Consider the following 20,098-nt stretch of genomic DNA (forward strand, 5'->3'; position numbering starts at 1 on the left):
CATGCGGTGGTGTCGACCTCGGGCACAGGGCACGCCATCGTCGACACCACGCTCGCGCGGCTGGGGCTGAAGCGCAACGTGGTGGTGCGGCTGTCGAGCTTCCTGAGCGTGGCGCGCATCGTGGCTCAGACCCCCGTGCCTCGGCCCCGCAGCGCCTGGAGCACATCGAGGATGCCCCTTCATGTTGAGCACCCGCTTCAGGTTGTAGGCCATCACCGCCAGGGCGAACTCCGCTTGCGCTCCTGTGAGGTGCCTCATCCGCAGGCGGGCATTGCCCAGGATCAGGTGCTTGACGCTGGCGAAGAGGGGCTCCACCGTCTGGCGCCTGAGCGCCATCATCCAGGGCTTGGCTGCAAGCCGGCTCGTATCGGCCTCAAGCGCCTCTTCATGCAGGTGGCGCGTCGCGAAGCGCCGTCTGGCCGTGGTGCCTCCGGGCTTGCGTGCGCATCGAGCGCAGTCGCCAGGCTGTGCGGCGTAGATCACCGTCTTGTCCTTGCGCGAGAGCTGCTTGCGCCTCAGGGCGCTGCTCGCCGGGCAGGTGAAGCTGTCGCTGGCCGCCTCGCAGACGAATGCGCCTGGCTGGTACAGGCCGCCGCCGTCCTGGTGGTGCTGGGCTTGGGTGGCAATGGCACGGCCTTCAGTCTTCAGGCGTTCCTTGGCGGCACGCACTTCATCTGGCGCGCCAGCGCCACCCCCGGGCCCTTGGCCACCTTGCTCATCGTCTCTTTCCCGGCTGTCCAGCCATCGCAGATAGGTCGCGATCTCCTGCGCGTTGCGCTGCGCCTGCGCCGCCAACTCCCGCTGCCCCACCACCGCCTCGCGCGAGGCCACCGCCTGCGCCTTCGAGCCATCGACGGCCACGCTGGCACCTCGGGTCAGCCGGCTGTCGCTCGCGAACGGCACGAAGGCCGCACAGCTGGCCACCAGGGCTGCCGTGTTCCGGCGCCTGAACTCGGCAATGGTCTTGTGGTCCGGCGCCAGGCGCACCAGCAGCCACATGCACTCCAGGTTGCGATGGCCCTCGCGCTCCAGCGCCCGCGAAGAGCGGATCGCGCTCAAGTAGCCCCAGATGTACAGCCACAGCAGATCGCCCGGGTCGTAGGACGGTGCGCCCAGGCGTCCACCACCCGAATCAGAGCGTCCAGGCCAACAAGCTCGTCGAGCATCAGCGGAAACAACGTCGCCTGCCCCCGGTCTTGTTCGTGTCGATGCTCCATTGGTCGCTCTCCAATGAAAAATGCCCTCCAGACCAACGCCTGGAGGGCACTTTTCGCGGACTCACGACAGACTATTCAAACAGCCTGCGAGGGTCGGCTTTTTCGCCGGGCCAATCCGAATTAGTTCGGGGTGCCGCCTTGAGTCGACTTGCGCTTGATGCTGCCATCCTTGTTGCGACGACGCTGATCGCGGGTGCTTGCGCGCTTCTCGCCAGCAGCGGCCGCCTTGTCGGCACCGATGGCGCCGCCTTCGGGCGTCTTGGCTTCGTCGCCGGCTGCAGCCTTGACCTGACCAGCGGGCTTGGCAGCCTTCTTGGCTTCGGCGCGTTGCTGCGACTTGCTGTTGTTGGCGTTGCCTTGCTCGGGCGTCGTACCGGCCGGGTTCTGGGCGTAGGCGCCAGCGGCGAACAGGCCGGCGATCATGACTGCGAGAATTTTGCTCATTGATGATTCCTCTATCGAGAATTGGTTGGAAACGCCTCCCGGCGAGCAGAAGGTCAGCCACTAACGAGGCCATTGGCCGGTCGGTTGACAAACGCTTGCTGATGGGCTGCGTCTAAAATGTACAGCGATTTGTTCGCCGGCTGTACAGTGGAATGCGCGCCGTGTCTGAATTCGCTGACAGTTGTCAAAAGTACGCCAATCCCGGAGCCATCCTCTCTCATGACCAGTTACCAGCACATCAAAGTCCCGACCGAAGGCCAGAAGATCACGGTCAACGTCGACAACTCTCTCAATGTGCCTGACCAACCGATCATCCCTTTCATCGAAGGCGACGGAACCGGACTGGACATCACGCCAGTGATGCTGAAAGTGGTTGATGCCGCCGTGGCCAAGGCCTACGGTGGCAAGAAGAAGATCCACTGGATGGAGGTCTACGCCGGCGAGAAGTCGACCAAGGTCTACGGGCCCGATGTCTGGCTCCCCGAGGAAACGCTTCATGCCGTGCGCGACTACGTGGTTTCAATCAAGGGCCCGCTGACCACGCCCGTGGGCGGCGGCATCCGCTCGCTGAACGTCGCGCTGCGCCAGGAACTCGACCTCTACGTCTGCCTGCGCCCCATCCAGTACTTCGAGGGTGTCCCGAGCCCGGTGCGCGAACCGCACAAGACCAACATGGTGATCTTCCGCGAGAACTCGGAAGACATCTACGCCGGCATCGAGTTCGAGGCCGAGAGCGAAAAAGCCAAAAAGCTCATCAAGTTCCTGCAGGACGAGATGGGTGTCAAGAAGATCCGCTTTCCCAATACCTCTGGCATCGGCGTCAAGCCCGTGTCGAGGGAGGGCACGGAGCGCCTCGTGCGCAAGGCGCTGCAATACGCCATCGACAACGACAAGCCGAGCGTGACCCTGGTGCACAAGGGCAACATCATGAAGTTCACCGAAGGCGGCTTCCGTGACTGGGGCTATGGCTTGGCCGCCAAGGAATTCGGCGCCGAACTGATCGACGGCGGGCCATGGATGAAATTCAAGAGCCCGAGGACGGGCAAAGAGATCACCGTCAAGGACAGCATCGCCGATGCGTTCCTGCAACAGATCCTGCTGCGTCCCGCCGAGTACAGCGTGATCGCCACGCTCAACCTCAACGGCGACTACGTATCCGACGCCCTGGCCGCGCAGGTCGGCGGCATCGGTATCGCTCCGGGCGCGAACCTGAGCGATACCGTCGCCATGTTCGAGGCCACCCACGGCACGGCCCCCAAGTATGCCGGCAAGGACTACGTGAACCCCGGCTCCGAGATTCTCTCGGCCGAAATGATGCTGCGCCATATGGGCTGGAAGGAAGCCGCCGACCTGATCATCAGCTCGATGGAAAAGTCGATCGCCAGCAAGAAAGTCACATATGACTTCGCCCGCCTCATGGAAGGCGCGACGCAGGTGAGCTGCTCGGGCTTCGGCCAGGTCATGATCGACAACATGTAATTGGTGCGCGCCTCGGCACCCGGCGGTGTTGCGGCGGCATGCGGAGCCCTTGAACTTCCTGAAGGAATTCAAGGGCTTTTTATTGCGTCTTCAACGGCGCGGCGCTGATCTTTTTGCCTAAAACTCCTCGGCGACGCGCCTCAGCCGAAATGCTGTCGCAACCGCCGCAAACCCCTTGAATTGTCGGATAGGCGCCACCACGTTTTTTTGCTCGGCACGGCGCTTGCACGCTCTATAGAATCATTTTCATGGCAACGAGAATTCCAAAAACTCCCGGTACTCCGCCGGCCCGGAAACCGGCCGGGGACGATGGGGATTCGGTCGTTCTGGAGCGCCGGCCGCAAAAGACCGCGCCGCCTCAGATGTACCAGGTGGTGATGCTGAACGACGACTACACGCCCATGGAGTTCGTGATCGTCGTGCTGCAGGAGTATTTCAGCAAGGACCGCGAAACCGCGACTCAGATCATGCTCAAGATCCACCTCGATGGCCGGGGCGTCTGTGGGGTCTATTCTCGCGACATGGCGGCCACCAAGGTCAATCAGGTAATGGAAGCCGCCCAGCAGGCGGGGCATCCGCTCCAGTGCGTCAGTGAACCTGTTGCATGAACCAGTTGAATTGCGCAAGCTCCAACCCATCTGAGAACTTATTTACAGCAAGGCAAAAGGAAATCACATGATTGCCCAGGAACTGGAAGTCAGCTTGCACATGGCCTTCGTAGAGGCCCGGCAGCAGCGCCACGAGTTCATCACCGTGGAGCATCTGCTGCTCGCTTTGCTGGACAACCCGAGCGCCGCGGAAGTTCTGCGCGCCTGCTCGGCAAACGTCGACGACCTGCGGGCGTCGCTCACCAACTTCATCAAGGACAACACGCCCCAAGTGGCGGGTACCGACGATGTAGACACCCAGCCGACCCTGGGTTTCCAGCGCGTGATCCAGCGCGCCATCATGCATGTGCAGTCCACCGGCAATGGCAAGAAGGAAGTCACCGGCGCCAACGTGCTGGTCGCGATCTTCGGCGAGAAGGACTCGCACGCCGTGTACTACCTGCACCAGCAGGGCGTTACCCGCCTCGACGTGGTCAACTTCATCGCCCACGGCATCAAGAAGAGCGATCCGCCGGAAGCCGTCAAGGGCAGCGGTGAAGCTCCCTCGGGCGAAGGCGAGGAGGGCGGCGGCGAGCGCAACGAGAAGGCATCGCCGCTCGAGCAGTTCACGCAGAACCTCAACCAGATGGCCAAGGACGGCAAGATCGATCCGCTGATCGGCCGCGAGTACGAGGTCGAGCGAGTCATCCAGATCCTGTGCCGCCGGCGCAAGAACAACCCGCTGCTTGTTGGCGAGGCCGGCGTGGGCAAGACCGCCATCGCCGAGGGTCTCGCATGGCGCATCACGCAGGGCGACGTGCCGGAGATCCTGGCCGAGTCCAACGTGTTCTCGCTCGACATGGGCGCGCTGCTGGCCGGCACCAAGTACCGCGGCGATTTCGAGCAGCGCCTGAAGGGCGTGCTCAAGTCGCTCAAGGACAAGCCGAACGCCATTCTCTTCATCGACGAGATCCACACCCTGATCGGTGCGGGCGCGGCTTCGGGCGGAACGCTCGACGCGTCGAACCTGCTCAAGCCGGCGCTCTCCAGCGGCCAGCTCAAGTGCATCGGCGCGACCACCTTCACGGAATACCGCGGCATCTTCGAAAAAGATGCGGCCCTGTCGCGCCGTTTCCAGAAGGTCGACGTGGTCGAGCCCTCGGTGCAGGAAACCGTCGACATCCTCAAGGGCCTGAAGTCGCGCTTCGAGGAACACCATGGCGTGAAGTACGCCGTGGCTGCCCTGCAGGCCGCGGCCGAGCTCAGCGCCAAGTACATCAATGACCGTCATCTGCCCGACAAGGCAATCGACGTCATCGACGAAGCCGGCGCCGCCCAGCGCATCCTGCCGCCGAGCAAGCGCAAGAAGACCATCAGCAAGAGCGAGGTCGAGGAAATCGTTGCGAAGATCGCGCGCATTCCCCCGGCCAACGTCAGCAACGACGACCGCAGCAAGCTGCAGACCATCGAGCGCGACCTCAAGAGCGTGGTGTTCGGCCAGGACAAGGCACTCGAAGTGCTCGCCTCGGCGGTCAAGATGGCGCGTTCGGGCCTGGGCAAGGGCGACAAGCCGATCGGCTCGTTCCTGTTCTCCGGCCCCACGGGCGTCGGCAAGACCGAAGCCGCGAAGCAGCTCGCCTACATCATGGGCATCGAGCTGATCCGCTTCGACATGTCGGAATACATGGAGCGCCATGCCGTGAGCCGCCTGATCGGCGCGCCTCCGGGCTACGTCGGTTTCGACCAGGGCGGCCTGCTGACCGAGGCTGTCACCAAGAAGCCGCACGCGGTGCTCTTGCTCGACGAAATCGAGAAGGCGCACCCGGACATCTTCAACGTGCTGCTGCAGGTCATGGACCATGGGACGCTGACCGACAACAACGGGCGCAAGGCCGACTTCCGCAACGTCATCATCATCATGACGACGAACGCGGGCGCCGAGACCATGAACAAGGCGACCATCGGCTTCACCAACCCGAGGCAGGCCGGCGACGAAATGGGCGACATCAAGCGCCTGTTCTCGCCCGAATTCCGCAACCGGCTGGACGCCATCGTCAACTTCAAGGCGCTCGACGAACAGGTCATCCTGCGCGTGGTCGACAAGTTCCTGCTGCAGCTGGAAACCCAGCTCGGCGAGAAGAAGGTGGAAGTCACCTTCAGCGACAAGCTGCGCAAGCACCTGGCGAAGAAGGGCTTCGATCCGCTGATGGGCGCTCGCCCGATGCAGCGCCTGATCCAGGACACGATCCGTCGTGCACTGGCCGACGAGCTGCTGTTCGGACGCCTGACCGACGGTGGTCGCCTCGAAGTCGACCTCGACGACAAGGACGAAGTGCTGCTCGACATCCAGCCGCTTCCGAAGAAGGAAGGCAAGCAGAAGCCCGAAGCAGAGGAAGCTGCAGCAGGCTGAATGAGCCCGCAGCGGTTTCTGGAATGAAGTCAAAGGCCGGTAGCATCGCTACCGGCCTTTTTCTTTGCGGCCAGATTTATCGAACCAGCGCACCACCAACGGTTTTCCCGCCTTGATCCTCCCCGAACTCAGCCACGAATGGAAAACCGGCCTCTCCCTGGCGTGGAGCGGCTACATCGCGGTGTTGTCGGTCTGGATCGTGATGCAGAAGCGCGCGCCGGTCTCGACGATGAGCTGGATCCTCTCGCTGGCGCTGCTGCCGTTCGCGGGCTTCGTCGTCTATTACTTTCTCGGGCCGCAGCGGCTGAAAAAGCAGCGCCTGAAGCGCCTGCGCAGCCGCGCCGGCGCTTCCGCCCAGGCCGACGTGGCTCGGCTGCGCGATGCGGCTCAGAACGCGCCGCCGGCGCTGCAGCAGATGGCCAAGCTGGGCACCGCGACCTGCGGCCTGCCGGTGTCCAGCGCGCTCGACGTCGAACTGCTTTCGGGCGGCGCACGCACCTTCGACGCGATCTTCGACGCCGTGCGCGCCGCGCGGAACCACATCCACCTCGAGTACTACATCTTCGAGCCCGACCGCATCGGCACCGCGCTGCGGGACCTGCTGATCGAGCGCGCGAAGGAGGGCGTGACGGTGCGCCTGCTGATCGATGCGCTGGGCTCCAAGCGCATCGGCCGCAAATTCATGGCGCCGATGCTCGAAGCGGGCGTGAAGGTGGCGCTGTTCCACGACACCAAGATCGGCCGGCGCCTGCGCCCGGTGACCAACTACCGCACCCACCGCAAGATCGTGGTGTGCGACGGCCGCATCGGCTTCACAGGCGGCGTGAACATCACCGACGAGGAAGACAAGCGCACCAACCCCGACGCATACCACGACGTGCACCTGCGCATCGAAGGCAGCGCGGTGCGCTGGCTGCAGACCACCTTCCTGGAAGACTGGACCTACGCCACCGGCGAAGACCCGCGCGGCATCGACGACGCGCTGAACGCCATGCTGCCGCAGTTGGAGGCCGGCGACATTCCGGTGCAGATCGTCACCAGCGGCCCCGACAGCCCGATGGAGGCCATCCACCGCATGCACGTCGAGGCCATCCATTCGGCCACGCACCGCGCCTGGCTCACCACGCCGTACTTCGTGCCGGGCGAGCCCGCGCTGATGGCGCTCACCAGCGCCGCGCTGCGCGGCGTCGACGTGCGCCTGCTGGTGCCGCGCCGCAGCGACTCGGCCATCGTGAGCGCCGCCGCGCGCTCGTATTTCGACGAATTGATCGCCGCCGGCGTGAAGGTCTGGGAGTACAAGGCGCGCATGCTGCATTCCAAGACCCTGGTGGTGGACGACCATTGCGCGATGATCGGCACCGCCAATTTCGACAACCGCAGCTTCCGCCTCAATTTCGAGGTCTGCGCGGTGGTCTACGGTCCCGAGCTGACCCGCCCGCTGGCGGCGCAGTTCGAGACCGACCTGCACAGTTCCGGCGCGGTGCGCGCCAACCGGCACCAGGGTTTCTGGCGCCGCCTCGGCGACGCCATCGCGCGCCTGTTTTCACCCCTGCTCTGAATGAACCACACCTTTCTCTGGCACGACTACGAAACCTTCGGCGCGGTGCCGCGCCGCGACCGCCCCTCGCAGTTCGCGGCCATCCGAACCGACGCCGAGCTCAACGAGGTTGGCGAGCCGCTGATGATCTACTGCAAGCCCGCGCCGGACTACCTGCCCAGCCCCGAGGCCTGCCTGATCACCGGCATCACGCCGCAGGTGTGCCTGGAGCGCGGCATTCCCGAACATGAGTTCGCGGCCCACATCGAGAAAGCCTTCTCCCAGCCCGGCACCATCGGCGTGGGCTACAACACCATCCGCTTCGACGACGAGGTCACGCGCTTCCTGTTCTGGCGCAACCTGATCGAACCGTACGCGCGCGAGTGGCAGAACGACTGCGGCCGCTGGGACCTGCTCGACGTGGTGCGCCTGACCTACGCGCTGCGCCCCGACGGTATCGAATGGCCGAAGAAGGAAGACGGCAAGCCCAGCTTCAAGCTGGAGGACCTGGCGCGCGCCAATGGCCTGCTGCACGAATCGGCGCACGATGCCTTGTCGGACGTGCGCGCCACCATCGCGCTGGCCCGGCTCATCCGCGACAAGCAGCCCAAGCTGTTCGACTTTGCATTCGGCCTGCACAGGAAGGACCGCGTCGCCGCCGAGCTGGGCCTGCCCGCGACGCGCGAGACTGCGAAGCCCTTCCTGCACGTCTCGGGCATGTTCCCGGTCGAGCGTGGTTGCCTCGCCGTGATGTGGCCGCTGGCCAGCCATCCCACCAACAAGAACGAGCTGCTGGCCTGGGACCTGGCCCATGACCCGAGCGAGCTGCGCGACATCGACGTCGAAACGCTGCGGCTTCGCCTCTTCACCCGCACGGCCGACCTGCCGGAGGGCGTGGTGCGCCTGCCGATCAAGGGCGTGCACCTCAACAAGTCGCCGATGGTGGTCGGCAACCTGCGCACGCTCGCGCCGCCCATGGCCGAGCGCTGGGGCGTCGACCTCGAGGCGGCGATGCGCCACGCGGCCATCGCGCGCGACCTGCCCGACATGAGCGCCATCTGGTCGCAGGTCTACGCCCGTCCCAAGGAGGCCACCCCCGATGTCGACGAAGACCTGTACGGCGGCTTCGTCGGCAACGCCGACCGGCGGCGCCTGAACCAGCTGCGCGGCCTGTCGCCCGAGGAGCTGGCCAAGGACCGCACAGGCTTCGACGACGGCCGGCTCGACGAAATCCTCTTCCGCTACCGCGCGCGCAACTGGCCGGAGCTGCTGAGCGAAGAAGAGACAGAGCGCTGGGAAGCCCTGCGTGTCGCGAAGCTCTTCAGGGGCGAGGGCGGGGCGCGCACCATCGAGATGCTGTTCAGCGAGGTCGACGCGCTCTCCGAGCACGCCGATGAGCGCGGAGAAGAGATCCTCGGCGCGCTCTACGAATACGCCGAGGCCATCGCGCCCGAGGCCTGATCGACGCAACGACACAGCGGAGCGCCCAGCCCATGAGCCTGACGATCAACGCCGAACTGTCGAAGGGGCTCGAAAGCTACGGGCTCTTCCTCTCCGAAGGCTGCCTGCTGCCGACGCCGTTGCGCTTCGAGACGCCGGTGCGCATCTGGCACTCGGCGCAGCTGCATGCCGGCTGCTCCGTCGGCGCGTATACGAGCATCTCGCCCGGCGCGCTGCTCGTCGACGTGCGCATGGGGCGCTATTGCTCCATAGGCGACGGCGTGCAGACCCTGTCGGACCATCCGGCCGACTGGTTCACCACGCACATGCTGGCCTACGCACCGAATTTTCCGGAGCCGTACCGGCACCAGTCCGTCGGGCAGTTCCCCTCGCACTCGCCGGTGACCATCGGCAACGACGTGTGGATCGGTTCGCGCGTCAGCCTCAAGAGCGGCATCACCATCGGCGAYGGCGCGGTGATCGGCGCGGGTGCGGTGGTCACGCGCGATGTGGCGCCTTTCACTGTCGTGGGCGGCGTGCCGGCACGGGTGATCCGCCGGCGCTTTCCCGACGCGCTGGTCGAACGCCTCCGCGCCTGTCCCTGGTGGGACTGGGACCTGCGCACGCTGGCGCTCGACTGGCAGAACCCCGGAGCCGCCCAGTCGATGCTGGAGGAGGCCGTTGCCGAAAACCGCCTTTCGCGCTGGAATCCCGGCTGGCGGCTGCTCGACCGTGGCCAGCCGCCCGCCGAAGGCCAGCCCGCGCCGCTGGTCTTTCGGCCGGGCTGAAAGAGATGGATGCAAGGAGGTGTGCGCATGACAACCAGAAGAGCCACCCAGTCTCCTGTCCGCGCCGCGCTGGCAGCCGCCGTGGCGGCCCTGGCCCTGGCCGGCTGCGGCACCTTCCCGCCTCCGGGCTCCGGCGGCGCAAGGGCCTGCGGAAGCGGCTTCGAGACCTTCGAGCGCGACACGCTGTACTTCGGCCGAGCCATTCCCTCTGGCGGCCAGGTGTCGGACGCCGAGTGGACCGCCTTTCTGGACAGCACCGTGACGCCCGCCTTTCCGCAGGGCCTGACGGTGATCGATGCGGCCGGACAGTGGCGCGGCGTGTCGGGCGAGGTGGTGCGCGAGCGCTCCAAGCTGGTCGTGCTGCTGCATGCGCGCAGCGAGAAGAACGATGCGGCCATCGCCACCATCGTCGGCACCTACCGCCAGCGCTTCGCGCAGGAAGCCGTGCTGCAGGAGCGGCAGGCGGTCTGCGTGCGGCTCTGAGCCGGCGGTCCGCCCCCGCCCGTCGCCCTAGAGCTTGATGCCGGCGGCCTTGACCGTCGGCCCCAGCACATCGACCTGCTCCTTGACGAAGCCGTTGAACGCGGCCACCGATTCCGGCTTGGCGACGATGCCCAGCTCGGTCAGCTTCTTCTGGATCTCGGGCATGACCAGCACCTCGTTGCAGGCGGTGTTGAGCCGGGCGACAACGTCCGCCGGCAATCTGGCGGGGCCCGAAAGACCGAAGAAGTTCTCGAGCACCAGCTTCGGCTGATGCAGCTCGACCATCGTCGGCACATCGGGCATCAGCGGCGAACGCTGCGTGCCCGTCACCGCGAGCGGCACCAGCTGGCCGCTCTTGAAGAAGGGCACGTACGAAGTGATGACGTCGATGCCCACCGGAATGGTGTTGGCGATCAGGTCGGTGCTCATGGGGGCGCCGCCGCGATAGGGCACATGCACCATGTTGAGCCCGGTGATCTTCTTCAGCAGCTCGCCGTGGATGTGGCCGATGGAGCCGGGGCCGCCCGAGCCGAAGTCCAGGTGGCCTTCCTTGCGTGCCATCGCTTCCAGGTCGGCATAGCTCTTCAGGCCCGACTGCTTGCTCGCCATGATCACCAGCGGCGCGGCGCCCAGGTAGGCGACGTGGGTGAAGCCCGTCACCGGGTCGTAGGGCTGCTTGTCGAGCGTGAAAGGGCCGAGCGCCACCGGCGTGGTGTTCGACAGCATCAGCATGTAGCCGTCGGCCGGCGACGCCGCCACCTGCGCGCCGCCGATGGTGCCGCCGGCACCGGGCTTGTTGTCGACCACCACGGGCTGCCCGAGCTTCTTCGCGAGCTGCTCGGCCATCACGCGGGCCAGCACGTCGCTGGAGCCGCCCGGCGGAAAGGTCACGATGATCTTGATCGCCTTGTCGGGCCATTGGGCGAAGGCGGGCAGGGCGGCCGAGGCGACGCCCGCGGCAAGAATCTGCAATGCGCCGCGGCGCGTGGAGTGAAGGTGTGGCATGGCGTTCTCCGCTGACGGGCAGGAACGAGGCCTTTAGCAGGAATCGGGCCGCCGGCTTATGCTGGGCGGATGCTCGCCACACCAGCCGCGCAAGATGCGCTCGCCGACTTCGCCACACGCCACCGCAAGCTCTTCGTGCTCACCGGCGCGGGCTGCAGCACCGAATCGGGCATTCCCGACTACCGCGACGTCGACGGCGAATGGAAGCGCCCGTCGCCCGTCAACTACCAGGCCTTCATGGGCGAGGAATCCACGCGCAAGCGCTACTGGGCACGCAGCCTGATTGGCTGGCCGACGATGGCGCGCGCGCGGCCCGGCGCCGCGCACCGCGCGCTGGCGAAGCTGGGTGACGCGGGCCGCGTGGGCCTGCTGCTCACGCAGAACGTCGACGGCCTGCACGAGGCCGCCGGGAGCCGCGGCGCCATCGACCTGCACGGGCGAATCGACACCGTGCGCTGCATGGGCTGCGAGCGGCGCACGCCGCGCTCCGAGCTGCAGATCGAACTGCGCCGGCGCAACCCGCGCTGGGCCGAGCTGGAGGCCCGTGCCGCGCCGGACGGCGACGCCGACCTCGAAGGCCGCGATTTCTCCACCTTCGACGTGCCCGCCTGTCCGCACTGCGGCGGACTGCTCAAGCCCGACGTGGTGTTCTTCGGCGAGAGCGTGCCGAAGGAGCGCGTCACCGCCGCCTTCGCCGCGCTGGAAGAGGCCGATGCCGTGCTGGTGGCCGGCTCTTCGCTGATGGTCTATTCGGGCTTCCGCTTCGTGCAGGCGGCCGCCGCGGCAGGCAAGCCGGTGGCGGCCGTGAACCTGGGGCGCACGCGGGCCGATGCGCTGCTGTCGCTGAAGGTCGAGCAACCCGTCGGCGAGGCACTGACGGCACTTGCGCAGCAACTCGTCTAGCTTCGGCTGGGCGTCCCGATCAGGGAGCGGATGAAGGCATCCACCGCCGAGGTGTACGCGCCGGGCAGCCCCAGCTCGTCGTTGATCTGCGCGTGCGAAAGATCTTCCGGCACCACCTCCGCGCGGCCGCCGGTTGCCGCGATGCGCGCCGCGAACTGCCGGGCCTGTGTGCAAGAGCCGTCGCGGCGCTGGGTGGAGCACACCAGCAGCATCGGCGGCGCGCCGGGCGCGAGCGCGTCGGTGGGCGACACGCTGCGCCAGAAGGCGGGGTCGCTGCCGAATACGCGGTCGTAGAAGGGCATGTGCCGACGCTGCATCAGCTCGGCTGTGTCCAGCGCTGCGCTGTCGAGCGCCACGGCGCCGAGCCAGGGGCGGGCGCCTTGCTGCCGCGCGATGGAAGGCGATGCGCTGAGCAGCGCGACAAGATGCGCGCCGGCCGAATGGCCCATGAGCACGAAGCGGTTGGCGTCGCCACCCCATGAGGGCGCGCTCGCCTGCGCGGTAGCGACGGCACGCGCCACGTCCTGCGCCTGCTGCATCACGTCGACCTGCGGCACGAATCGGTAGCTCACCGAAACGAGGATGAAGCCGTGCTCGCGCACCCAGTGCTCGACCTTCCGGTTGACCACGGATGCAGCAGCCTTGTCGCCGAACATCCAGGCTCCGCCATGGACCATCACGAGCACCGGCGCGCCTTGCTGCACCTTGGGCGGCAGGTAGACGTCCATGCGCTGGCGCCGATCGGGTCCATAGGGCTGGTCGGCCAGCAGCCGCACGCCGGGCGTTGGGACCGGCGAACCGGACGGCTGCGCCGTTGCGGGGAAGAAGGCCATCAGGCACAGCCAGGCTGCGCAGATCTGCAGCAGACGCGTCATGACAAGGCTCCCGGTGGACCGAAAAGGGTCGAGATCTTCGCGCGCCACCCCTTGGCTTGCCGCAGGTCGCGGCCCAGGTTCGCCCATTCGTGGAATGCGATGCGCAGCGGGTTGTGGGTGAGCAGCGGCGTGGTCAGGCCATAGCGCAGCTGCACGCCGTCTCTTTCCTGCGCGAAGGTGCCGAACATCCGGTCGAACACGATCAGCACGCCGCCGTAGTTGCGGTCGAGGTATTCCGGGTTCGACGCGTGATGCACCTTGTGGTGCGCCGGCGTGTTCAGCACCCATTCGAGCGGCCCCAGGCGCGGCATCCACGGCGCGTGCAGCCAGAACTGATAGAGCAGGTTGGCGGCCAGCGTGGCCACCACCGCCAGCGGCGGAAACCCCAGCCACACGAGCGGCGCGAAGAACAGGGCGGTGCCGGTGAGCTTGCCCGTCCAGCCCAGGCGCAGTGCGGCGGCCAGCGTGAGTTCGTTGGGCGAGTGGTGTACCGCGTGCGTGGCCCAGAACCAGCGCACCCGGTGCGCCGCGCGGTGGTACCAGTAGTAGCAGAACTCCTGCCCCACGAAGAGCAATGCGAAGGCCGCAGGCGTCGACAGCGAAATGGTGTCGACCCGGTTCGCATGCGCCCATGCCAGCACCGGCGCGGCAATCGACAGGCCCAGCGCGTCGACCGCGCGCCGGCCCACCGCGTCGGCCAGCGAGGCGCCGTAGGCACGCCAGTCGTAGGCCCGGCGCCGCACGAAGCTCTGGACCAGGCCTTCCAGCGTGGCCGCGGCCAGCACGAAGACAAGCAGGCCGGTCAGCCAGCCCGTGGCGCCGKGGCCCATGGATTCACGGATCGCATCGAAGGACATGGTGCTATCTCTGCCGCGTGCCGCGTTGCTGGGTCATGGCATAGGCCTCTATCTGCTGGATCGTCACGCTGCCCGCACGGGCGCTGTCCATGGCGTCGAAGTTGCGGTAGACCCAAGGCATCTTGCCACGGGCTTCATCGCGGGTGAGCCGGCCGTCGACGTCGATGTCCGCGGCGCCGAAGCGCTTGTGCAGCTCGGCGCGCATCTGTGCGGCGCGGCCTGCATCGGGCGTCCGGGCGCAGGCGGCGAAGGACGCCGTTGCCAGCGCCAGCAGGAGGGCGTGACTGGTCTTCATGGTTTCTCTCCCCGGCATCAACGGCAGGGAATGACCGCGCCGGCCGCGCTGTAGCAGGTGGCGCTGTGCGTCAGGCCGCTGCCGCTGCTGTAGCTGGTGCTGCTCTGCACGCTGTTGCCGGTGACGGCGCTCGTGGCGGTGGAGCTGCGGGTCTGGGTCAGGTTGCCCGATGCGTCGCGGCTCGCGCTGCCGCTGCTGGTCACGCTGCCGCGTGCGCCGGTCGCCGCGAAGCCGCTGCGGTGGCTGGCCGAACCGTCGGGGTTGACGGCAGTCGTGCCCGCACGCGCGGCGTAACCTCCGTAGGGTCCGCGCACCGCCCGCATGTTGGTGGCGGTGGTGCCGCCCGCAGAGTTGGGCCGCACCACATGCCGGCTGGCCGCGCCGGCATCGGAGGCCGCGCTGGCCGCCAGCATCGCGCCGGCCAGCATGGCGGAGGTGGACAGGGAAAGAACGCGCTTCATGTTCGGAACTCCTCGCAGTACCGGCCCCGCACCTCGCGAGGCCATGGCGGCGACTGTGGCCGCGAGATGTGAGCCAGCCATGGCGCGGGCAGGTGCGTTCATGACAATCCGTGAGCGCTTCTCCGGATCGTGTCATCGTTTGTCATGATTTCCCGCGCGACCGGGCAGCGCGGCCGCCGTTACGATCCGCCGCATGACCGAAGCGCTGGCCCGTATCCTGATTGCCGACGACGAGGCCGACCTGCGCGCGCTGCTGCAGCGCTACCTGGGCGACCAGGGCTATGCCGTGCGCACCGTCGAGAGCGCACAGCCGCTCGACAAGCTGCTCGCGCGCGAGCGTTTCGACGTGCTGGTGCTCGACGTCATGATGCCGGGCGAGGACGGCCTGGCCGTGTGCCGACGGCTGCGCGCCCAGGGCGAGACCATTCCCATCCTGATGCTCACCGCGCGCGGCGACCCGGTCGACCGCATCGTCGGCCTCGAGATGGGCGCCGACGACTACTTGCCCAAGCCTTTCAACCCGCGCGAACTTCTGGCGCGCATCCAGGCGCTGGTGCGCCGCCAGCGCATGCTGGGCGCGCACGCCGGGCCCGTGCCCGCGCAGGAAAGCGTGCGCTTCGGCATGTTCACGCTGCACCTCGGAGAGCGGCGCCTCGAACGCGAATCGGACGGCATGAAGGAAAACATTCCGCTGACCACCGGCGAATTCGCCTTGCTGCAGGCGCTGGCGCTCAACGCCAACCGGCCGCTGGGCCGCGAGCGCCTGATCGAGCTGGCCCACGGCCGTGACCATGAAGCGACCGACCGCAGCATCGACGTGCAGGTGATGCGGCTGCGCAAGCTGATCGAGGCCGACTCCGCGCAGCCGCGCCACATCCGCACCGTCTGGGGCGTGGGCTACCTGTTCGTGCCATGAGAGGCGCGCCATGAAGTTCCTTCCCCGCAGCCTGTTCGGACGCAATGCGCTGCTGATCGTCCTGCTGATCGTGCTGGGCCAGCTCGGCGGCGCGCTGCTGCTTCGCGAGATGGTGCTCAAGCCCCGCCTGGACCAGATCGCCGAAAGCGTGGCGCGCAATGTGGGCGCGATCCGATCCGGCCTGCAGGCGCTGCCGCCCGCGCAGCGGCCGGCCTTCGTCGAGGGCTTCAATCGCCAGGCGCTTGCTGGCCGGGCTGATCGCCCAAGGCGGATCGACGACGGCCTGCACCCGTTGCTCACCCCGCTGGAGCGCAGCTTCGTGCGCTCGGTGTCGGCGCGCATCGCCAGCCTCGGTGTCGAGGCCGTCTGGCGCCGCGAGGAGGACGGCGGCCTCGCCCTGAGGCTCACGCTCGACGGCAGCGAGCACTGGATCGTGATGCCGGGCGTGCTGCCGGTGCGCGAGTTCACGGGCGCGCTGGTGGCGGTGTCGATAGGCAGCGCGCTGCTCGCCCTGGCGGGAGCGCTGTGGTTCCAGCGCCGGCTCAACAGGCCGCTGGTGCGCGTGGTGCAGGCCGCGCAGACGCTGGCTGGGGGCCGTGAGCCCCTGCCGCTGCCCGAAGACGGCCCGACCGAAGTGGCGACCGTGAGCCGCAGCTTCAATCAACTGGTGAGCAGCCTGCGCCAGACGGAGCGCGAGCGCGCCCTGATGCTGGCCGGCATCTCCCACGACCTTCGCACACCGCTCACCAAGCTGCGCCTGGGGGTGGAAATACTGCGCGAGCGCATGGAGCCTGAACTCGTGAGCAGCATGACGCGCAGCGTGGAGGAAATGGACGCCATCGTGGGCCAGTTTCTCGACTTTGCGCGAAGCGAGGGGGACGAGAAGCCGGTAGCGACGTCGCTCGACGACATGGCACGCTCGCTGGCGGCAGCCTGCGCCGACCATGGCCGCCCGGTGGCGCTGCGGTTGGGCGGCGTGCCCGCGCTCGCGTTGCGCCCGCAAGCCATGCGGCGAGCCATCGGCAACCTGATCGAGAACGCCTGGCGGCACGGCAGGCCGCCGGTCACGCTGTCGACCAGGGTGGATGGAAAAGAGGTGATCGTCGAGGTCATCGACCGTGGCGATGGCATCGATCCCCGCGAGGCCGACGAGCTCAGGCAGGCATTCCGTCGCGGTCAGGCTGACCGCAGCGGCGTGGCCGGCGCGGGTCTCGGCCTGGCGATCGTGCAGCGCGTCGCGCAGGCACACGGCGGGTGGCTCGAACTCGAGACGCCGCCCGGTGCGGGCCTGCATGCACGGCTGCGCTTGCCGATGCAGATCGTGCCGGGCGGCACGTAGCCTTCGGACTCAGCCCTGGCGCTTCGGCACCATCCAGCTCGTCGAGTCACTCCGGCCGGGAAGGTGCAGGCTGGCCGTGGCGGCCGGCGTCTCGGCCAGCAGGCGACCCTTGCGGAACACCTTGAGCCGCGCGGCGCGCAGGCGGATCGCTTCGACCGCATCGCGCGCCTGCAGCAGCACGAAGCTGGCGTCGCAGCCGGCCTCGAGGCCGTAGTTCTCCAGGTGCATCACGCGCGCGGCGTTGGTCGTCACCGCCTCGAAGCACTGGCGGATGCCTTCCTGACTGGTCATCTGCGCCACATGCAGGCCCATGTGCGCCACTTCGAGCATGTCGCCCGAGCCCATGCCGTACCACGGGTCCATCACGCAGTCGTGGCCGAAGGCGACGTTCACGCCGGCCGCCATGAGTTCGGGCACGCGCGTCATGCCGCGGCGCTTGGGGTAGGTGTCGTGGCGGCCCTGCAGCGTGATGTTGATGAGCGGGTTCGACACCACCGACACGCCGCTTTCGGCGATCAGCGGCAGCAGCTTGCTCACGTAGTAGTTGTCCATCGAGTGCATCGAGGTGCAGTGCGAGCCCGTCACGCGGCCCTGCAGGGCCAGGCGCTGGGTCTCGAAGGCCAGCGTCTCGATGTGGCGCGAGAGCGGGTCGTCCGACTCGTCGCAGTGCATGTCGACCAGCTTGCCCCGGTCGGCCGCGATCTCGCACAGCAGCTTCACGCTGGCGGCGCCCTCGGCCATGGTGCGTTCGAAGTGCGGGATGCCGCCGACCACGTCCACGCCCTTGTCGAGCGCACGCTCAAGGTTTTCGACGCCGCCGGGCGAGCGCAGCACGCCGTCCTGCGGAAAGGCGACCAGCTGCAGGTCGAGATACGGCGCCACCTTGCGCTTGACCTCCAGCAGCGCATCGACCGCCAGCAGGCTGGGGTCGCTGGTGTCCACATGCGAGCGCACCGCCAGCAGTCCCTTGGCCACCGCCCAGTCGCAGTACGCCAGCGCGCGCTCGATGAGCGCGTCGGCCGTCAGCAGCGGCTTCAGCTCGCCCCACAGCGCGATGCCCTCGAGCAGCGTGCCGCTCTGGTTGACGCGCGGCAGGCCGTAGCTCAGCGTGGCGTCCATGTGGAAATGCGGGTCGACGAAGTGGGGCGCGAGCAGCAGGCCTTGCGCGTCAAGCTTTTCGTGCGCAGGCGCATCGAGGCCGGGCGTGACTTCGGCGATGCACCCGTCCTGCACGGCGACCGACATGCCGGTGCGGCCGTCGGGGAGGGTGGCGTTGGTGATGAGGAGGTCGAGCATCGTGGCGGCCTTTGCGTGTTCTGTTGTCGATCGGGCGCGAGGGTTTCAGCGCGTGTTCTGCGCCCGGTACCGGTATTGCCCCGGCGCCGGCCCGACCTCGATGGTCACGCGGCGCAGCTTCTCGTCGTGCCCCGAATCGGCCTTGGCTGTCACCACGATGCCGCGTGGCGTGGCGCGGCAGGTGAGGTCGGACAGCGAGATTTCCGCGTGGTCGTTGTCGAGTTCTGCAATTGCCACCGTGTGCTCGGCGCGCAGGCTGCCGTTGGCGTCGCGCGTCATCCATTGCACGTAGAGGAAGGACTGGGCGTACTGCTCGGCGTGCACCACCCGGTAGGTGCCCTGGTGGTCCTTGCCCCAGGTGCCGCACATCTGCACCCAGGTCACGGCGTCGGCCGTGCTGAAGGCCTCGTAGCCGTAGTTCATGCCCAGTGCGCGCGCGGCGTTCGTGCCGCCCAGCGCCAGCAGCGCCGCGAGCAGGGCACCTCGCGCGGCGGTGGCGGTCCTGGTGGTCATCAGCGTTCCCCCTTGCGGTACGGTTTCATCAGCGCCTGCGGGTAGCTTGCCTTGCGTGCCACCAGCACCAGCGCCAGGATCGACAGCAGGTAGGGCAGCATCAGGTAAAGCTGATACGGCAGCACGGCGTCGCCGGATTGTTGCAGCCGCAGCTGCAGCGCATCGAAGAAGGCGAACAGCAGCGCGCCCAGCAGGGCCTTGCCCGGCCGCCACGAGGCGAACACCACCAGCGCCACGCAGATCCAGCCGCGCCCGTTCACCATGTTGAAGAAGAAGGCGTTGAAGGCCGACAGCGTGAGGAAGGAGCCCGCCATGCCCATCAGCGCCGAGCCCGCGACGATGGCGCCGGTGCGCGTGGCCGCGACCGACACGCCCTGGCTTTCCGCCGCCTGCGGGTTCTCGCCGGCCATGCGCAGCGCGAGGCCCAGCGGCGTGCGGTACAGCACCCAGCCCACCACCGGCACCAGCAGCAGCGCGAACAGGGTGAGCGCGGTCTGCGCGTTCAGGATCGGGATGGGCAGCCAGTCCATCGGCGCGAAGGGCGTGATGGTGGGGGGCGTGTTCACCTTCGGAAAGCTCACTCGGTAGCCGAAGTAGCTCAGCGCGGTTGCCAGCAGCGTGATGCCCAGCCCCGAGACGTGCTGCGAGAGCGCCAGCCCGACGGTCAGGAAGGAATGCAGCAGCCCGAACGCCATGCCCGCGAGCGCGGCCACGCCGACGCCCACCCACAGCGGCGCGCCCGCATACACCGCGAGCCAGCCGGTGAAGGCACCCGCGACCATGATCCCCTCGATGCCGAGGTTGAGCACCCCCGCGCGCTCGCACAGCAGCACGCCGAGCGTGCCGAGGATGAGCGGCGTGGCGATGCGCAGCACCGCGACCCAGAAGGCGGGGTTGGCGAGGATGTCGAGCAGGTCGGTCATTGCGTATTTCTCCCTCCCCTTCCGGGGGAGGGCCGGGGTGGGGGCAGGCGGCGGTCGCAGGAGAGGCCGATGCCCCCATCCCAGCCTTCCCCCAGCGGGGGAAGGAGCAAGGCAGAAGATGCGAAGGTCGCCGTCATTTCTTCATCCTCACCCGATACTGCGTCAGCAAGGTCGCCACCAGCACCGCGATCAGCGAGGCCGCGACGATCACGTCGGCGATGTAGGTCGGCACGCCCACCGCACGGCTCATGGTGTCGGCGCCGACCAGCACGCCCGCCACGAACACGGCGGCGGCAATCACGCCCAGCGGGTGCAGCCCCGCCAGCATCG

At 67.6% G+C, this 20,098-nt stretch carries 19 protein-coding genes and 2 pseudogenes; 10 read left to right on the forward strand and 11 right to left on the reverse strand.

Annotated features, from left to right (window positions below; all coding sequences use genetic code 11):
• The coding region (locus QMO14_RS29165; RefSeq protein WP_367618178.1) for a transposase at positions 1-1,248 on the reverse strand (1,248 nt) is incomplete at its 3' end.
• An 89-nt stretch (positions 1,249-1,337) separates the two neighbouring features.
• Entirely contained in the window at positions 1,338-1,661 is a 324-nt protein-coding gene (locus QMO14_RS29170; protein ID WP_301511456.1) for a cell envelope biogenesis protein TolA, read from the reverse strand.
• A 219-nt stretch (positions 1,662-1,880) separates the two neighbouring features.
• On the opposite strand from QMO14_RS29170, the gene icd reads away from it, so the two are divergent.
• From icd to QMO14_RS29205, 7 genes and pseudogenes are all read left to right on the forward strand, one after another.
• Positions 1,881-3,140: an NADP-dependent isocitrate dehydrogenase gene (icd, locus tag QMO14_RS29175; protein WP_301511457.1), complete on the forward strand. Its 1,260-nt coding sequence runs from the start codon at positions 1,881-1,883 to the stop codon at positions 3,138-3,140.
• A 248-nt stretch (positions 3,141-3,388) separates the two neighbouring features.
• Positions 3,389-3,748 (forward strand): ATP-dependent Clp protease adapter ClpS, encoded by a 360-nt coding sequence (clpS, locus tag QMO14_RS29180; RefSeq protein ID WP_301511458.1) that lies wholly within the window; start codon positions 3,389-3,391, stop codon positions 3,746-3,748.
• A 67-nt stretch (positions 3,749-3,815) separates the two neighbouring features.
• On the forward strand, positions 3,816-6,137 hold the full coding sequence (gene clpA, locus QMO14_RS29185; protein ID WP_301511459.1) for an ATP-dependent Clp protease ATP-binding subunit ClpA: 2,322 nt from the start codon (positions 3,816-3,818) through the stop codon (positions 6,135-6,137).
• 112 nt (positions 6,138-6,249) lie between these two features.
• Entirely contained in the window at positions 6,250-7,695 is a 1,446-nt protein-coding gene (gene cls, locus QMO14_RS29190; protein WP_301511460.1) for a cardiolipin synthase, read from the forward strand.
• Positions 7,696-9,135: an exodeoxyribonuclease I gene (gene sbcB / locus QMO14_RS29195; RefSeq protein WP_301511461.1), complete on the forward strand. Its 1,440-nt coding sequence runs from the start codon at positions 7,696-7,698 to the stop codon at positions 9,133-9,135.
• A gap of 380 nt (positions 9,136-9,515) precedes the next feature.
• A pseudogene (locus tag QMO14_RS33435) lies at positions 9,516-9,686 on the forward strand (DapH/DapD/GlmU-related protein); the annotation flags it as partial.
• A gap of 243 nt (positions 9,687-9,929) precedes the next feature.
• A complete protein-coding gene (locus QMO14_RS29205; protein ID WP_301511464.1) occupies positions 9,930-10,385 on the forward strand; it encodes a DUF3574 domain-containing protein in 456 nt (151 codons plus the stop codon).
• 27 nt (positions 10,386-10,412) lie between these two features.
• On the opposite strand, the gene QMO14_RS29210 is transcribed toward QMO14_RS29205, so the two are convergent.
• Complete coding sequence (locus tag QMO14_RS29210; RefSeq protein ID WP_301511465.1) at positions 10,413-11,390, reverse strand: tripartite tricarboxylate transporter substrate binding protein; 978 nt, start codon at positions 11,388-11,390, stop codon at positions 10,413-10,415.
• A 69-nt stretch (positions 11,391-11,459) separates the two neighbouring features.
• Here QMO14_RS29210 and QMO14_RS29215 point away from each other — a divergent pair, with 69 nt between their 5' ends.
• Positions 11,460-12,293, forward strand: coding sequence for an NAD-dependent protein deacetylase (locus QMO14_RS29215; protein WP_301511466.1), 834 nt, complete (start codon positions 11,460-11,462; stop codon positions 12,291-12,293).
• Here the strand turns inward: QMO14_RS29215 and QMO14_RS29220 are convergent.
• The 4 genes from QMO14_RS29220 to QMO14_RS29235 are packed head-to-tail and all read right to left on the reverse strand — an operon-like array spanning position 12,290 to position 14,781.
• Complete coding sequence (locus tag QMO14_RS29220) at positions 12,290-13,168, reverse strand: alpha/beta hydrolase (RefSeq protein ID WP_301511467.1); 879 nt, start codon at positions 13,166-13,168, stop codon at positions 12,290-12,292. The genes QMO14_RS29215 and QMO14_RS29220 overlap by 4 nt on opposite strands.
• The gene (locus QMO14_RS29225) at positions 13,165-14,025 is read right to left on the reverse strand and encodes a sterol desaturase family protein (protein WP_301511469.1); all 861 of its coding nucleotides are present in this window, start codon (positions 14,023-14,025) and stop codon (positions 13,165-13,167) included. The genes QMO14_RS29220 and QMO14_RS29225 overlap by 4 nt, the downstream gene beginning before the upstream one ends.
• A gap of 4 nt (positions 14,026-14,029) precedes the next feature.
• Positions 14,030-14,320 carry an EF-hand domain-containing protein gene (locus QMO14_RS29230; protein WP_301511470.1) on the reverse strand — a complete coding sequence of 97 codons (291 nt, stop codon included), beginning with the start codon at positions 14,318-14,320 and terminating at the stop codon, positions 14,030-14,032.
• 17 nt (positions 14,321-14,337) lie between these two features.
• Positions 14,338-14,781: a hypothetical protein gene (locus tag QMO14_RS29235; protein WP_301511471.1), complete on the reverse strand. Its 444-nt coding sequence runs from the start codon at positions 14,779-14,781 to the stop codon at positions 14,338-14,340.
• 193 nt (positions 14,782-14,974) lie between these two features.
• Here QMO14_RS29235 and ompR point away from each other — a divergent pair, with 193 nt between their 5' ends.
• Both ompR and QMO14_RS29245 read left to right on the forward strand, forming a co-directional pair.
• Positions 14,975-15,697, forward strand: a complete 723-nt coding sequence (ompR, locus tag QMO14_RS29240; protein ID WP_301511472.1) for a two-component system response regulator OmpR — start codon at positions 14,975-14,977, stop codon at positions 15,695-15,697.
• A gap of 10 nt (positions 15,698-15,707) precedes the next feature.
• The gene (locus QMO14_RS29245) at positions 15,708-17,036 is read left to right on the forward strand and encodes an ATP-binding protein (RefSeq protein WP_301511474.1); all 1,329 of its coding nucleotides are present in this window, start codon (positions 15,708-15,710) and stop codon (positions 17,034-17,036) included.
• A 9-nt stretch (positions 17,037-17,045) separates the two neighbouring features.
• Here QMO14_RS29245 and QMO14_RS29250 read toward each other — a convergent pair whose 3' ends face one another.
• From QMO14_RS29250 to QMO14_RS29265, 4 genes and pseudogenes are all read right to left on the reverse strand, one after another.
• Positions 17,046-18,332: an amidohydrolase family protein gene (locus QMO14_RS29250; protein WP_301511477.1), complete on the reverse strand. Its 1,287-nt coding sequence runs from the start codon at positions 18,330-18,332 to the stop codon at positions 17,046-17,048.
• Between the two features lie 45 nt (positions 18,333-18,377).
• Positions 18,378-18,845 carry a hypothetical protein gene (locus QMO14_RS29255; protein ID WP_301511479.1) on the reverse strand — a complete coding sequence of 156 codons (468 nt, stop codon included), beginning with the start codon at positions 18,843-18,845 and terminating at the stop codon, positions 18,378-18,380.
• Positions 18,845-19,768 carry an ABC transporter permease gene (locus QMO14_RS29260; RefSeq protein ID WP_301511480.1) on the reverse strand — a complete coding sequence of 308 codons (924 nt, stop codon included), beginning with the start codon at positions 19,766-19,768 and terminating at the stop codon, positions 18,845-18,847. The genes QMO14_RS29255 and QMO14_RS29260 overlap by 1 nt, the downstream gene beginning before the upstream one ends.
• Positions 19,769-19,901: 133 nt before the next feature.
• Positions 19,902-20,098: pseudogene (locus tag QMO14_RS29265) on the reverse strand (ABC transporter permease); the annotation flags it as partial.

The organism is Variovorax sp. CAN15 (genome assembly GCF_030462475.1).
In the GTDB taxonomy this organism is placed as follows: domain Bacteria; phylum Pseudomonadota; class Gammaproteobacteria; order Burkholderiales; family Burkholderiaceae_C; genus Variovorax.